The following is a 16,017-nucleotide window of genomic DNA, read 5'->3' as shown; positions in this document are numbered from 1 at the left end:
AAATAATTATATTATATAATTTATTTTTAATAATTTTTTATTAATAATTAAAATTTATAAATAAATCTTTATTTAATAAAATTATTTTTTTAAATAAAAAATTTAAAAAAAATTAATAATTAATTATATTAATATAAAAAAATTTTATAAAAAATATTTATTATTTTGTATAATAATTATATTTATTTATTAATAAATAATTTATAAAATAAAATTTATAAAATTTTTTATAAAAATAATACGTTTTATTATTTAATAATTTAATTAAATAAATTTAATTTTGTTAAAAAATAAAAAATATTTTAAATGGTTTTTTTATGAAAATATTAGGAATTGAAACATCATGTGATGAAACAGGAATAGCATTATATGATGATATATATGGACTTCAATGTCATATTGTACATAGTCAAATAAAATCTCATATGAATTATGGTGGTATTGTTCCTGAAATAGCTTCTAGAAAACATATCAAATATACAATTTTATTAATTAAAAAAATTTTAAAAAAAAATAAATTAAAAATTAATGATATTAATGGAATTGCATATACAGCTGGTCCAGGATTAATAGGATCTTTAATTGTTGGAGCTACTATTGGAAGATCATTATCATATGCATTAAATATTCCATCTGTTCCTATAAATCATATGGAAGGTCATTTATTATCTCCTATGATAAAAAATAATTTACTTAAATTTCCATTTTTATCTTTATTAGTTTCTGGAAAACATACTGAAATTATAAAAGCAATAAGTTTTGGAAATTATAAAATTTTAGGAAAATCTTTAGATGATGCTGCAGGAGAAGCATCAGATAAAATTGCAAAATTACTTGGAATAAAATATCCAGGAGGTAAATATATATCTTTTTTAGCTAAAAATGGTAAAAAAAATAACTATAAATTTCCAAGACCAATGATTAATAAACCTGGATTAAATTTTAGTTTTTCTGGATTAAAAACTTTTGCTTCTAATATTATAAAAAAAAATATTATTAATAAACAAATAAAATCAGATATAGCAATGGCATTTGAAGATGCTTTAATTGACACTTTATTAATAAAATGTAATAGAGCTTTAGATTTTACTGGATTAAAAAATTTAGTTATTGCTGGAGGAGTAAGTGCTAATTCTATTTTAAGAAAAAGATTTTCAAAAAATATGAAAAAAAGAAAAGTAAAATTATTTTATCCTAAAAAAGAATTTTGTACAGACAATGCAGCTATGATTGCTTATGTTGGATTAATGAAATTAAAAAATAATTTAAATAATAAAGATCTTATAATTAAAGTTAATAAAAAATGGTCATTAGAAGAGGAATTTTAAATAAATTTATAAAAATATTTTTTATATTTATTTTTTAATAATTGAAATTATTATTAATAATTAATTGCTTCATAAACTTTAAAAAAATTATTTTTTAATAAAATTTTATATGTTCCAAAAGTTTTTTCTAACATAAAAGAATAAGGTAAAAAATTATTTGCAACAATTCTTATTTTACCACCAATATTAAGATATTTTTTAGATCTATATATTATTTTTTTAGCTATTTTAAAATTAATATTTTTTTTATCATGAAATGGAGGATTAGTTATAATCATATCAAATTTACCACAAACATTAGAATATACATCACTAGAAATTATATTACAATTTAAATTATTTTTTTTAAAAGTTAATTTACTTGATAAAATTGCACTATAATATGAATCAATAAGAGTAATATCTATATTTTTATTATAATTAGCTAAAAATGCAGATATTATTCCAGATCCACAACCAATGTCAATAATTTTTCCTTCAAAAGGTTCATTTAATGTAGATAAAAGAAATTTACTTCCATTATCTAATTTTTTATAATCAAAAACTCCAGGTAAAGTTTTAATAATAATTGAATTTATATTATATTTTTTTAAAAAAAAATTTATATTAAAAGAAGGAATATTAATTAATTTTCCATAAAATAATATACAATGTCCTATATTATCAATTTTACTTAAAAAACACCATTTTTTAAGTAAATTAAAAACACTTTTAACACCATATTTTTTATATCCAATAATAAAAATTTCACAATTTTTATTTAAAAAAGAAAAAATATTTAATATTTGAAATAAATTTTCTAATTTATTTTTTTGCCAAAAATAAATTAGAAAATTACATTCTTTTGTAAAAGAATTATTTTTAAATAATCCAAAAAATATTTTATTATTTTTATTTTTTAATAATTTTTTTTTGTGATGAAACCAAAAAGTATGAAATTTAAAATTTTTTAAATTTATTTCTTTTGGAAAAAAATTAATAATATCACCAGAAAAAATTATATTTTTATTATTAAATTTATTTATGTGACGTTTAAATATTTTATTAAAATTATTTTTTGTATACATATGATATTTTTTTTAAATATATAAAATATTTTTTAAAAATTTAATAATAATAATTTTTTTTTAAAATAAATTTAATACATTTTTTAAAAAAACATTAAATATTAATTTAAATTATTTAAAATTATTTATTTTTAATAATTTTTATTAAAATTTTTATAAAAAATATATATTTAATTTTATATATACTATATATAAATATTATATTAATATATTTATTATTAAATAAAAAATTTAATTAAATTATTTTTATATAAAAATCTTTATAAAAATTATATCATATTTATATGAATAAATTAAAATATTTAAAATATAAAACTATTTTTATATTTTAATATTTTAATTTAATAAGTATTAAATTTTAATATAAATATATTAATAATATTTTTAAATTTAGTTATAATAATTATTTTAAATAAAAGGTATAAAATAATATGTCTAGAATTTGTCAAATAACTAAAAAAAAAACATTAGTTGGAAATAATAGATCTCATGCAATGAATGCAACTAAAAGAAAATTTTTTCCTAATTTACATAATCATAAATTTTGGATTTCAAGTAAAAAAAAATATATTTCTTTAAAAGTTTCTACAAAAGGAATACGAATGATTGATAAAAAAGGTATTGAAAAAATTATTAAAAAAATTAAATTAAAATAATAGGTATATATTATGGCTAGTAAAGTTAGAGAAAAAATAAAATTAATATCTTCTTCTGGAACAAAACATTTTTATACTACAACTAAGAATAAAAGAAATCAAACAAAAAAATTAGAAATAAAGAAATTTGATCCAATTATAAGAAAACATGTTATATATATAGAAACTAAATTAAAATAATATTTTTATAAACTTTAAAAAAATTATTTTTTAAAAAATTAATAATATTTAAAATAAAATAATATTAAATATAAATTTGGAATAATTTTGAAATTTTTAAAAAAAAAAATAAAAATATATTTATATATATATAATATAATTATGTTTTTAATACAACCATATATATGGATTAGATTTTTTTTTAAAAAAAAAAATATATTTTTAAAAGATAAAAGATTTTTTGAAAGATATGGATTTTTTAATAAAAAAATAAAATCTAATGGAATATTAATTCATGCAGTATCTGTTGGAGAAATATTATCTTCTATTCCATTAATAAAATTATTAAAAAAAAAATATCCTAAAATTCCTATAATATTTACTACAACAACAATTAGTGGATCAAAATTAATTAATTTAAAATATAATAAAAATATATTTCATCTTTATTTTCCATATGATTTATTTTTTTCTGTAAATAGATTTTTAAATAAAATTTCTCCTAGAATAATTATTCTTATGGAAAGAGAATTATGGCCTAATTTTATTTATTTAGCTTTTTCAAAAAAAATTCCTTTAATTATAGCAAATGCAAGATTATCAAATAAATCAGTTATTTTTTATAAAAAAATTAATTTTTTTATGTTATCAATTTTAAAGAAAATTACATTAATTGCTGCTCAAAGTAATAAAGATAAAATGTCATTTTTAGATATAGGAATAAAAAATAATAAAATTAAAGTTACTGGAAATATTAAATTTAATATTTCCATTAATTCTAAATTAAAATTAAATGCAATAAAACTTAAAAAAAAATGGGCTCATAATCGTTATATATGGATTGCTGGTAGTACTCATAAAGGTGAAGAAAAAATTATTATAAAAGCACATAAAAAACTTTTAAAAATATTTCCAAATTTACTTTTAATTATTGTACCACGTCATATTAATAGATGTTTTTCAATAGAAAAAATAATTATAAATCATAATTTAAAATATATATATAAAAGTAGTGGAAAAAATCCTTCTATTAATACAAATATTATTATCGTTGATACTATTGGTGAACTTTTGCTTTTATATAGAATATCTGATATAGCTTTTATAGGAGGAAGTTTAATAAATAAATATTATGGACATAATCCACTTGAAGCAGCAATAAATTCAATTCCTATACTTATAGGTCCTTATACAAAAAATTTTTTAGATATATGTTATAAATTAAAAAAATTAAATGGTTTAATAATAGTTAAAAATATAATTGATTTAGTTAAAAATATATCTAATTTATTAAAAAATAATAATTATAGATTAACCCAAGGAAAAAATGGATATAAAATTTTTTATAAAAATTCATTACCTTTATTAAATTTATTAAAATTATTAAATAAATATATTAAATAATTATTTAAATAAAATATTTTAATTAAATTAAAAATTTAATTTTATTTATATGAATATATAAAATATATAATATTTTATATTAAAAATATAAATAATATAAAATTTTAATAAAATATTTAAATTTAATTATTTAATAATAAAAATATATATAAAATTAATAATAAATTTATAAAATTAATAATAAATTTTATATAAAAAATTAATTTAATATAAATAATTTTATATATATAAAATATATTATTTTTTATTAATTAAATTTAATTAAATTTAATTAATAAAAAGTTAATTTATAAAATAATTTTACTTATTTATATTTTATTAAAAGGAAATTTTATGTCAAAAATTGTAAAAATTATTGGAAGAGAAATTCTTGATTCTAGAGGATATCCAACTGTAGAAGCTGATGTTTATTTAGAAGATGGATCAATTGGAGTATCCTCTGTTCCTTCTGGTGCATCTGTTGGTAAAAGAGAAGCTTTAGAGCTTAGAGATAATAATAATAATTATTATATGGGTAAAGGTGTAACAAAAGCTGTTAAAGCAATAAATGGTCCATTAGCAAATGCATTAATAGGAAAATGTTCTAGTAATCAATCTTTTTTAGATAATCTTATGATTAATCTTGATGGAACTATAAATAAATCAAAATTTGGAGCTAATTCTATTTTAGCTTTATCTCTTTCTATTGCTAAAGCTTTTTCTAAATCTAAAGGAATTAATTTATATGAATATATTGCTGAATTAAATGAAACTCCTAATATATTTTCTATGCCATTACCAATGATTAATATTATTAATGGTGGAAAACATTCTAATAATAATATAGATATTCAAGAATTTATGATTCAACCAATTGGAGCAAAAAGTTTTAAAGAATCTATAAGAATTGGATCAGAAATATTTCATAATTTAGGTTTAATTTTAAAAAATAAAGGAATGAGTACATCTGTTGGTGATGAAGGAGGATATTCCCCAAATATGTCTTCAAATGAAGAAGTTTTAGATATAATTCAAAAAGCAATTCAAAAATCAAATTATATTTTAGGAAAAGATGTAACATTGGCAATAGATTGTGCTGCTTCTGAATTATATGATAGTTCTTTAAAAAAATATATTTTAAAAAATGAAAATAAAATTTTTTCTTCTAAGGAATTTACTCATTATTTAGAAGAACTAACTGAAAAATATTCTATTCTTTCTATTGAAGATGGATTAAATCAATCTGATTGGGAAGGTTTTATATATCAAACAAAAATTTTAGGTAAAAGAATACAAATAGTTGGAGATGATTTATTTGTTACAAATACTAATCTTTTAAAAAAAGGAATAAAATTAGGAGCAGCAAATTCTATTTTAATTAAATTAAATCAAATAGGATCCTTAACAGAAACATTATCTGCTATTAAAATGGCAAAAAAATCAGGATATTCTGTAATTATTTCTCATCGTTCAGGAGAAACAGAAGATGTATCAATAGCTGATTTATCTGTAGGAACATCAGCTGGACAAATTAAAACTGGATCTATGAGTAGATCAGAAAGAATAGCTAAATATAATCAATTAATTCGTATTGAAGAAAATTTAGGAAATAAAGTAAATTTTTATGGATCAAAAGAAATAAAAAATCAAATATAAATATATAATTAATATTTATTAATTAATAAATAATACAAATATTTATAATTAATTTTTTTTAAAAAATATAAAAATAATTTTTATATATAAATATACATAATTAATTTAAATTAAATAAAATATTTATATTTTTATATAAATTAATTTATTTAAATTTAAATATAAAATTTTTTATATAAAATTTTTTTTAAAATTTATAATTTTAAGCGGGAAACGAGATTCGAACTCGCGACTCCAACCTTGGCAAGGTTATGCTCTACCTCTGAGCTATTCCCGCAATTGTATATAATACATATTATAAAATATTTTAAAAATTAAACAATACTTTAATTAAAAAAATATTTATATAATTAAATTATTTAAATATAAAAAAAATAAATAAAAAATTTTATATAAAATATTAATTATTTTTTTAATTTAATTAAAAATATATATTATAATATATATTATAAAATTTATTAATTTTAAATTTATATTTAAAATTAATAAATAAAATTATTAATATAATATAAATTTATTTTTATATATAAAAAATATATAAATAAATTACTTTAGAGAAATTTTATGGATAAAATAAAAAAAAAAATAAAAAAATTATTAAAAAAAATACATAAACATAATTTATTATATTTTGGAAAAAATACTCAAAATATATCTAATGAACAATATGATTATTATATAAAAAAATTAAAAATTTTAGAAAAAAAACAAACTAATTTTATCACTAAAAATTCTCCAACACAATCTGTTTCTGGTTTTATTAAAAAAAAATTTAAAAAAATTAAACATAAAACTCCTATGTTATCTTTAAATAATGCATATGAAAAAAAACAAATTAAACATTTTATAAAAAAAATATTAAAAAAAAATAATAATATAAAAAATATATTATATTGTTGTGAATTAAAAATAGATGGATTAGCAGTTAGTGTAATTTATAAAGATAGTAAATTATTTAAAATTTCTACTAGAGGAGATGGAAATATAGGAGAAGATGTTACCAAAAATATTAATATGATTAAAAATCTTCCTATTAATTTAAAAAAATATAATAATATTCCTTCCCTTTTTGAATTAAGGGGAGAAGTTTTTATGTTAAAAAAAAATTTTATAAAAATTAATAAAAAATTAAAAGAACAAAATAAGAAAATATTTAATAGTTTAAGAAATGCAGCATCTGGAAGTCTTAGAAGAATTAATTCTTCAAATTTTTTAAAAAATAAATTAAATTTTTTTTGTTATGTAATTAATTGGTCAAACAAAGAATATTTTCCAAAAAGTCATTTTAACTCTTTAAAATTTTTAAAAAAATTAAATATTCCAATAAATGAAAATATAAAACAATGTAAAAATATTAAAGAAATTTTTAATTATTATAAATATATTTTAAATATTAGAAAAAAATTAAATTTTGAAATAGATGGAATTGTTATAAAAGTAGATGATAAAATTTTACAAAAAAAAATAGGATATTCTTCTAGTTATCCAAGATGGGCTATAGCATATAAATTTCCTTCTAAAAAAGGAATTACAAAAATTAAAAATGTAGATTTTCAAGTAAGTAGAACTGGAATATTAACACCTGTTGCTAGATTAAAACCTATATATATATCAGGAATAAAAATTAGTAATGTAAATCTTTATAATTTTAATGAAATTAATAGATTAAAAATTATGATTGGAGATACAGTTACTGTTAGTAGATCTGGAGATGTAATACCTAAAATTATAAATGTTATTAAAAAATTTAGACCTAAAAATGCAAAAAAAATTAATATTCCTAATTATTGTCCAATATGTAATTCTATTATTAAAAGATTAAATGAAGATATTAATTTATATTGTTTAAATTCTATAAATTGTATTGCTCAATCTAAAGAAAAATTAAAACATTTTGTATCAAAAAATGCTATGAATATTAAAGGATTTGGTAAAAAAATTATAAATGAATTGGTTGATAAAAATATAGCAAAAAATCCAATTGAATTGTTTAAAATTAATTTATTATCTTTATTAAAAATTAATAGAATTAATATTAAATTAGCTAAAAAATTATTAAAATCTTTGAAAACATCTAAAAATACTACTTTTCCAAGATTTATTTATTCATTAGGAATACCAAAAGTAGGTATAACTATATCTCATAATATCGCTTATCATTATAAAAAAATAAATTTATTAATTAATGCAGATATTTATTCTTTAAATTCTATTAAAAATGTTGGTATAAATGTCTCTAATAAAATTTATTTTTTTTTTCAAGTAAAAGAAAATTTAAAAATGATTAATTATTTAATTAGTAAAGAAATTGGAATTAATTGGTAAATTATATTTAATTTATTAAAGTAATTTTTATTAAAAAATATTTTTATATTTTTTAAAAATTTTAAAAAAAATTAATTAAAAATTATAATTTATTATTAATTAATAAATTAATTTAATATTTATTAAAAATATAAAAAATTTAATAAAATATTATAAATATTTATATTAAATTTATTTAAAAAATTTATGTAAATATATAATAAATATTATTTTTTAATTATATTTAAAAGGAATAAAATTATGTCAAAAGATTTATATCATGATATAGATCCTATAGAAACAAAAGAATGGATAGATTCAATTGAATCAGTTATAAAAAATGAAGGAAAAAAAAGAGCAAAATTTTTAATTAAAAATATTATAAAAAAAACATCTATAAAAAAATATTTTTTATATAATTCTTTTTGTAAAGATTATATTAATACTATATCAGTAGAAGAAGAAGAAAAATATCCTGGTGACTTAGATATAGAATATAGAATTCGTTCTGTTATACGTTGGAACGCTCTTATGATAGTTCTTAGAGCTTCAAGAAAAAATTTAGAACTTGGAGGACATATAGCTTCTTTTCAATCTGCTGCAACAATATATGAAGTATGTTTTAATCATTTTTTTCGAGCTAAAAATTCAAAAGATAATGGAGATATAATATATTTTCAAGGACATATTTCTCCAGGTATTTATTCTAGAGCTTTTTTAGAAGGAAGATTAAATGAAGAACAATTAGACAATTTTAGACAAGAGGTTAATAAAAAAGGATTATCTTCTTATCCTCATCCAAGAATGATGCCAGAATTTTGGCAATTTCCTACTGTATCTATGGGTTTAGGACCTATTAATGCTATTTATCAAGCTAAATTTTTAAAATATTTACATAATAGATCTATTAAAGATACTTCTTCACAAACAATATATGCTTTTTTAGGGGATGGTGAAATGGATGAACCAGAATCAAAAGGAGCATTATCTGTTGCAGGAAGAAATAAATTAGATAATTTAATTTTTCTTATAAATTGTAATTTACAAAGATTAGATGGTCCTGTATTTGGTAATGGAAAAATTATTAATGAATTAGAAAATATATTTTATGGTTCTGGATGGGAAGTAATTAAAGTTATTTGGAATAGCAAATGGGATAATTTATTTAAAAAAGATAAAAGTGGAAAATTAATAAAACTTATTAATGAAACAGTAGATGGAGATTTTCAAAATTATACTTCAAAAAATGCAGAATATATAAGAAAAAACTTTTTTGGTAAATACATTGAAACAAAAAATCTTATAAAAGATATGAAAGATGAAGAAATTTTAGAATTAAATCGTGGTGGTCATGATTCTAAAAAAATTTATTCTGCTATAAAAAGAGCAAAAGAAATAATTGGAAAACCTGTAGTTATTTTATTTCATACAGTAAAAGGATATGGAATGGGTACATCTGCTGAAGGTATGAATATTGCTCATCAAGTAAAAAAAATAGATATAGAAAGTTTAAAATATTTTAGAAATAGATTTAATTTATCAAATATTACTGATGAAAAAATTTCATATCTTCCATATATTAAATTTAAAAAAAATTCTGAAGAATATAATTATTTACATAAAAATAGAAAAAAACTTTATGGATATGTTCCAAAAAGAAACAATAAATTTAAAAATTATATAAAAATTCCATCTTTAAAAAATTTTCAAAATATTTTAATAAAACAAAAAAAAAATATATCTACTACAATTGCTTTTCTTAGAATATTAAATATTTTATTAAAAAAAGATAAAATTAAAAATTATATAGTACCAATAATTCCTGATGAAGCAAGAACATTTGGAATGGAAGGATTATTTAGAACAATAGGAATTTATAATTCAGAAGGACAAAAATATATTCCAGAAGATTATAAAAAAATATCTTTTTATAAAGAAAATAAATCAGGACAAATATTACAAGAAGGAATAAATGAATTAGGATCAGTTTCTTCATGGATAGCTGCTGCTACATCATACAGTACAAATAATTTACCTATGATTCCATTTTATATTTATTATTCTATGTTTGGTTTTCAAAGAACAGGAGATTTATATTGGTCTGCAGGAGATCAACAAGCTAAAGGATTTTTAATTGGAGCTACATCTGGTCGTACAACTTTAAATGGTGAAGGATTACAGCATGCTGATGGACATAGTCATATTCAATCTTTAACTATTCCGAGTTGTATTTCTTACAATCCAACATATGCATATGAAATAGCTGTTATTATTCAAAATGGTTTAGAAAGAATGTATGGAAAAAAACAAGAAAATATATATTATTATATAACAACATTAAATGAAAAATATCATATGCCAAGTATGCCTAAAAATTCTGAAAATGGTATTTGTAAAGGTATATATAAAATAAAAAATTTATTAGGTAATAATGGACATATTCAATTAATTGGATCTGGATCTATTTTATTAGATGTTATAGCTGCATCAAAAATTTTAAGTTCAGAATATAATATAGGATCTGATGTATATAGTGCTACTTCATTTACTGAACTTGCAAGAGATGGTCATAATTGTATTAGATGGAATATGTTAAATCCTAGTAAAAAACCTAAAATACCTTATATTGCAAAAATATTAAATAATTCTCCTATAGTTATTTCTACAGATTATATGAGATTATTTGCTGAACAAATACGTAATTTTGTATCTAATAATGATTTTTTTGTTTTAGGTACTGATGGATTTGGATTATCTGATAGTAGAGAAAATCTTAGATCTTATTTTGAAATAAATACAAATTATATTGTTGTTTCTTCTTTATATGTTTTATCTAAGAATAAAATGGTTAGTATTGATTTAGTAGAAAAAGCTATTATAAAATATTCTATTGATATTAATAAAATTAATCCTCAACTTGTATGAATTAAAATAAGGATACATTATATAATGTATACTAAAATTAAAGTTCCAGATATTGGTTCAGATGAATTTGAAGTTATTGAGATTTTAAAAAAAATAGGAGATGAAGTTAAAAAAGAAGAATCTTTGATTGTTATAGAAGGAGATAAAACTTCTATAGAAATACCATCTCCAAAAAATGGATTTATAAAAAAAATATTAATTAAAATAGGTGATAAAATTTATACAAATAAAACTATTATGTTATTTAAAAATAATGAAAAAATTATAAATTCATTTGATTTTTTTTATGAAAAAGATAAAAAAATTTATATTTCAAATAAATTTTATAAAAAATCTGTAATAGTCAAAAATATTATGATAAAAATTGGAGATATAATTAATAAAAATTCTTGTTTAATTTCTGTTGAAGAAAATTCTCATATAACTAATATAATATCTCCATTTAAATGTTTAATAAAATTAATAAAAATAAAAATTAATGATGTTATTAATTCTAATTCAATTATAGCTGTTATAGAATTAATTAAAAATAAAAATTCTATATTTAAAAAAAATAAAGAATTATTTGATAATAAAAATAATTTATTAATTAATAAAAATGATTTGTTAATTAATAAAAATAACAATAATTTAAAACCTTATGCAACTCCAATAATTCGTAGACTTGCATATGAATTTAATATTAATTTAAAAAAAATTAATGGAACTGGAAGAAAAAAAAGAATTATTCGTGAAGATATTACAAATTATATAAAAAATATTTTAAAAAAAAATAAAGATATATCTAATTCAAATATTAATGATAATAAAATTTTAAAAAAAATAAATTTTGAAAAATTTGGAAAAATTAAAGTTATTAAATTAAATAATATTCAAAAAATTTCTGGAATGAATTTAAAAAAAAATTGGAGAAATATTCCTCATGTTACTCAATTTGATTATGCAGATATTACAGAATTAGAAATATTTAGAAAACATAAAAACGATGAATTTAAAAATTTAAATAAAAATATTAAAATTACTATTTTACCTTTTTTAGTAAAAATAATTTTTAAAGCATTAAAAAAATTTAAACGCTTTAATAGTTCATTATCATGTAATAAAAAAAAATTAATTTTAAAAAAATATTTTAATATTGGTATAGCTGTAGAAACAGAAAAAGGTTTATTAGTTCCTGTATTAAAAGATGTAGATAAAAAAAATATTATTGATATATATCATGAATTAATTTTTTTATATAATAAAGCTAGATCTGGAACTATTAAATATAATGATATGCAAGGTGGATGTTTTACTATTTCTAATTTAGGTGGTATTGGTGGATTATTTTTTACTCCAATTATTAATTCTCCTGAAGTTGCAATTCTTGGTTTATCTAAATCAATAATAAAACCAATTTGGATTAAAGATAAATTTGTTCCTAGATTAATGTTACCACTTTCATTATCATATGATCATCAAGTTATAGATGGATCTGATGGTGTAAGATTTATTAATTTTATTAAAGAAATATCATCAGATATTCGTTTATTATTAATGTAATATTTTATATAAAATAATTTTAAAATAAAAAGGAATGTATGATAAAAAACAATATTAAAACTCATGTTGTTGTTATTGGATCAGGACCAAGTGGTTATTCTGCTGCTTTTCGGTGTTCTGATTTAGGATTAAAAACAATATTAATTGAACGTCATATTAATTTAGGAGGAGTATGTTTAAATGTAGGATGTATTCCGTCTAAAACTTTATTACATATTTCTAAAATTATTAATGAATATAATTTTTTTAAGCAAAAAAATATTTTTTTAAATAAAATAGAAATTGATTTGTTTAAAATAAAAAGTTGGAAAAAAAAAATAATTGAAAATTTATCTTTTGGATTAAACAAAATGTTTCAATCTAGAAATATAGAAATTATTCAAGGAAATGCTAAATTTATAAATAAAAATTTAATTCAAGTAGAAAATTCAAAAAATAAAATATTTATAGAATTTGAATATGCAATTATTGCTACTGGATCTTATCCAATTAATTTTCCATTTTTATTAAATAAAGAAAATAAAAATATATGGAATTCTACAGATGCATTAAATTTAAAATTTATTCCTAATAAATTATTAATAATTGGTGGGGGAATTATTAGTTTAGAAATGGCTACTATATATCATTCTTTAGGATCAAAAATTGATATTGTAGAAATATCTGATCAAATTATTCCTTTAGCAGATAAAGATATAATTAATATTTTTATAAAAATATTAAATAATAAATTTAAATTTATATTAAAAACTAAAGTTATTTCTATAAGTAATAATAAAAATAAAATTTTAGTTAAAATGGAAGACAAAAATTTATATATTTATGAAGAAGAATATGATGCTGTTATAATTGCAATAGGAAGATATCCAAATAGTAAAAATATAGGAATTAATAAATTAGGAATTAAATTAAATTCACAAAATTTTATAAAAGTAAATAATAATCTTCAAACCAATATAAAAAATATTTATGCAATAGGAGATGTTATAGGACAACCAATGCTTGCTCATAAAGGTATGAAAGAAGGTCATATTGTTGCTGAAATAATTTCTGGAAAAAAATATATTTTTAATCCTAAAATTATACCTTATATAGCATATACTGATCCTGAAATAGCATGGGTTGGTTTAACCGAAAAAAATATTAAAGATAATGAAAAAAATAAATTTGAGATTACAAAATTTCCTTGGTCTGCATCTGGAAGAGCTATATCTTCAGGTGCAACAAATGGAATAACTAAACTTATTTTTAATAAAAAAACAAATAGAATTGTGGGAGGATCTGTTGTTGGAATTAATGGTGGTGAAATTCTTGGTGAGATTGGATTAGCAATTGAAATGGGATGTGAAGCAGAAGATATATCTCTTACTATACATGCTCATCCAACTTTATATGAATCTATAGGATTATCTTCAGAAATATATACAGGATCAATTACTGATTTAATTAATAATAAAATTAATAAAAAAATTTTTAAAAATTAATAAAAAATTTTTATAAAAAAATAAAAAAATTATTAAATATTTTATATAAAATATATAATAATTTTTTATTTTTTTATATATAAACATTTAATTTAAAATTAATAATTAAAAATTATTATATATTTTAATTCTTTTATTTTTATTAAAAATTTCTTGAAATTGAATATTAATAGGAGTTCCTATGATTTTTAATGATTTATGAAAATAATTTATTAAATATCTTTTATAAAAATTAGGAATTAAACTTACTCTCTTACCATATATTTTTAATATAAATGGATTATTTTCAATCATATGAGAATATTTAAAATTAATTTTTTTTTTTCCTACTAAAGGAGGTTTATGTTTTTTAATAGCTTCTTTCATTATATTTGTAATTAATGAAGTATTTATATTATTTTTGGAATTTGAATATGCTTCATTTATTGAATTAAATATATTAGAAATTTTTTTATTATATAATGCAGAAATAAAATGTATACGAAAAAAATTAAAAATATATAAATTTTTTTTTAAAAAAGATTTTATTATTTTTTTTTTATATATTGATATTAAATCCCATTTATTAATTATAATTATTAAAGATTTTCCTTTATTAATTATAATATGACACAAGATTATATCTTGATTTGATAATCCTTTATTTGCATCAATTATTAAAAGAACTATATTAGAATCTTTTATAGAATTAATTGTTTGATCAACTGAAAATTTTTCTTCAATTAATTTAATTTTATTTTTTTTTCTTATACCAGCAGTATCTATAAATAAATAATTTTTATTTTTAAATTTTAAAGGAACATATATACTATCTCTTGTAGTAAAAGGTTCTTTAGAAACTATTGTTCTATTTTTTTTAAAAAAACAATTTAATAAAGTAGATTTTCCAGAGTTAGGCATTCCTATAATAGAAATTTTTATATAAATATTTTTATTTTTTTTATTTATATAATTTTTATTAATTATATTATTATAATTTTTATTTATTTTATTTTTTAGTTTTAAAATATTTTTTATAAGATATTTTATTCCTATATTATTTATTGCTGAAATAAAAATAATTTTATTTACTTTTAAAGAATAAAATTCATTAAGATAATTTAAATTAATTCCATCAATTTTATTAACAATAACTATAAAATATTTATTTTTATTTCTAATTAATTCAATTATTTCATAATCATCTTTAATAATTCCAGTTTGTGCATCAAGAATACATAAAACTATATCTGATTCTTTAATAGCTATTATTGATTGATATATTATTTTTTTTTGAATATTCTCAGATTTAGATGTATAACAAATTCCACCAGTATCAATAATAGTAAAAGATTTTTTTTTAATTTCTATATTAGAATATCTTCTATCTCTAGTTAATCCTGGAAAATTTGCTGTTAATGCATCATTACTATTAGTTAATTTATTAAATAAAGTAGATTTTCCTACATTTTGATGACCAATTAAAGAAATAACAGTAGAACACATGATTTTTATAACCTTTAATTTTTATATA

At 17.2% G+C, this 16,017-nt stretch carries 11 protein-coding genes and 1 tRNA gene; 9 read left to right on the top strand and 3 right to left on the bottom strand.

Going from position 1 to position 16,017, the window contains the following annotated elements:
- Positions 1-317 precede the first annotated feature (317 nt).
- Entirely contained in the window at positions 318-1,328 is a 1,011-nt protein-coding gene (gene tsaD / locus AB4W47_RS00910; RefSeq protein WP_367670759.1) for a tRNA (adenosine(37)-N6)-threonylcarbamoyltransferase complex transferase subunit TsaD, read from the top strand.
- 53 nt (positions 1,329-1,381) lie between these two features.
- Here the strand turns inward: tsaD and rsmC are convergent, their stop codons facing one another.
- Positions 1,382-2,395 carry a 16S rRNA (guanine(1207)-N(2))-methyltransferase RsmC gene (gene rsmC / locus AB4W47_RS00905; protein ID WP_367670758.1) on the bottom strand — a complete coding sequence of 338 codons (1,014 nt, stop codon included), beginning with the start codon at positions 2,393-2,395 and terminating at the stop codon, positions 1,382-1,384.
- A 431-nt stretch (positions 2,396-2,826) separates the two neighbouring features.
- On the opposite strand from rsmC, the gene rpmB reads away from it, so the two are divergent.
- From rpmB to eno, 4 genes are all read left to right on the top strand, one after another.
- Positions 2,827-3,051, top strand: a complete 225-nt coding sequence (gene rpmB / locus AB4W47_RS00900) for a 50S ribosomal protein L28 (RefSeq protein WP_367670757.1) — start codon at positions 2,827-2,829, stop codon at positions 3,049-3,051.
- Between the two features lie 12 nt (positions 3,052-3,063).
- Entirely contained in the window at positions 3,064-3,231 is a 168-nt protein-coding gene (gene rpmG / locus AB4W47_RS00895) for a 50S ribosomal protein L33 (RefSeq protein WP_367670756.1), read from the top strand.
- A gap of 87 nt (positions 3,232-3,318) precedes the next feature.
- The gene (waaA, locus tag AB4W47_RS00890) at positions 3,319-4,614 is read left to right on the top strand and encodes a lipid IV(A) 3-deoxy-D-manno-octulosonic acid transferase (RefSeq protein WP_367670755.1); all 1,296 of its coding nucleotides are present in this window, start codon (positions 3,319-3,321) and stop codon (positions 4,612-4,614) included.
- A gap of 333 nt (positions 4,615-4,947) precedes the next feature.
- Entirely contained in the window at positions 4,948-6,249 is a 1,302-nt protein-coding gene (gene eno / locus AB4W47_RS00885; RefSeq protein ID WP_367670754.1) for a phosphopyruvate hydratase, read from the top strand.
- A 205-nt stretch (positions 6,250-6,454) separates the two neighbouring features.
- On the opposite strand, the gene AB4W47_RS00880 is transcribed toward eno, so the two are convergent.
- Positions 6,455-6,526 (bottom strand) — tRNA-Gly (locus AB4W47_RS00880).
- 287 nt (positions 6,527-6,813) lie between these two features.
- Between AB4W47_RS00880 and ligA the strand changes: the two genes are divergently transcribed.
- The 4 genes from ligA to lpdA all read left to right on the top strand — a co-directional run bounded on the left by ligA (position 6,814) and on the right by lpdA (position 14,504).
- On the top strand, positions 6,814-8,574 hold the full coding sequence (ligA, locus tag AB4W47_RS00875; protein ID WP_367670753.1) for an NAD-dependent DNA ligase LigA: 1,761 nt from the start codon (positions 6,814-6,816) through the stop codon (positions 8,572-8,574).
- Positions 8,575-8,814: 240 nt separating this feature from the next.
- A complete protein-coding gene (gene aceE, locus AB4W47_RS00870) occupies positions 8,815-11,478 on the top strand; it encodes a pyruvate dehydrogenase (acetyl-transferring), homodimeric type (RefSeq protein ID WP_367670752.1) in 2,664 nt (887 codons plus the stop codon).
- Between the two features lie 24 nt (positions 11,479-11,502).
- Entirely contained in the window at positions 11,503-13,020 is a 1,518-nt protein-coding gene (locus AB4W47_RS00865) for a 2-oxo acid dehydrogenase subunit E2 (RefSeq protein ID WP_367670751.1), read from the top strand.
- 38 nt (positions 13,021-13,058) lie between these two features.
- Complete coding sequence (gene lpdA / locus AB4W47_RS00860) at positions 13,059-14,504, top strand: dihydrolipoyl dehydrogenase (protein ID WP_367670750.1); 1,446 nt, start codon at positions 13,059-13,061, stop codon at positions 14,502-14,504.
- A 105-nt stretch (positions 14,505-14,609) separates the two neighbouring features.
- Here the strand turns inward: lpdA and der are convergent, their stop codons facing one another.
- The gene (der, locus tag AB4W47_RS00855; RefSeq protein ID WP_367670749.1) at positions 14,610-15,989 is read right to left on the bottom strand and encodes a ribosome biogenesis GTPase Der; all 1,380 of its coding nucleotides are present in this window, start codon (positions 15,987-15,989) and stop codon (positions 14,610-14,612) included.
- Between the last annotated feature and the right edge of the window lie 28 nt (positions 15,990-16,017).

This window comes from Sodalis-like secondary symbiont of Drepanosiphum platanoidis, from assembly GCF_964059955.1.
In the GTDB taxonomy this organism is placed as follows: Bacteria; Pseudomonadota; Gammaproteobacteria; order Enterobacterales; family Enterobacteriaceae.
This window is presented reverse-complemented; position numbering and strand designations above follow the sequence as displayed.

Coding starts and splice junctions, on each gene's coding strand:
- tsaD (WP_367670759.1), top strand. CDS start 318: ATGAAAATATTAGGAATTGAAACATCATGTGATGAAACAGGAATAGCA.
- rsmC (WP_367670758.1), bottom strand. CDS start 2,395: ATGTATACAAAAAATAATTTTAATAAAATATTTAAACGTCACATAAAT.
- rpmB (WP_367670757.1), top strand. CDS start 2,827: ATGTCTAGAATTTGTCAAATAACTAAAAAAAAAACATTAGTTGGAAAT.
- rpmG (WP_367670756.1), top strand. CDS start 3,064: ATGGCTAGTAAAGTTAGAGAAAAAATAAAATTAATATCTTCTTCTGGA.
- eno (WP_367670754.1), top strand. CDS start 4,948: ATGTCAAAAATTGTAAAAATTATTGGAAGAGAAATTCTTGATTCTAGA.
- ligA (WP_367670753.1), top strand. CDS start 6,814: ATGGATAAAATAAAAAAAAAAATAAAAAAATTATTAAAAAAAATACAT.
- aceE (WP_367670752.1), top strand. CDS start 8,815: ATGTCAAAAGATTTATATCATGATATAGATCCTATAGAAACAAAAGAA.
- AB4W47_RS00865 (WP_367670751.1), top strand. CDS start 11,503: ATGTATACTAAAATTAAAGTTCCAGATATTGGTTCAGATGAATTTGAA.
- lpdA (WP_367670750.1), top strand. CDS start 13,059: ATGATAAAAAACAATATTAAAACTCATGTTGTTGTTATTGGATCAGGA.
- der (WP_367670749.1), bottom strand. CDS start 15,989: ATGTGTTCTACTGTTATTTCTTTAATTGGTCATCAAAATGTAGGAAAA.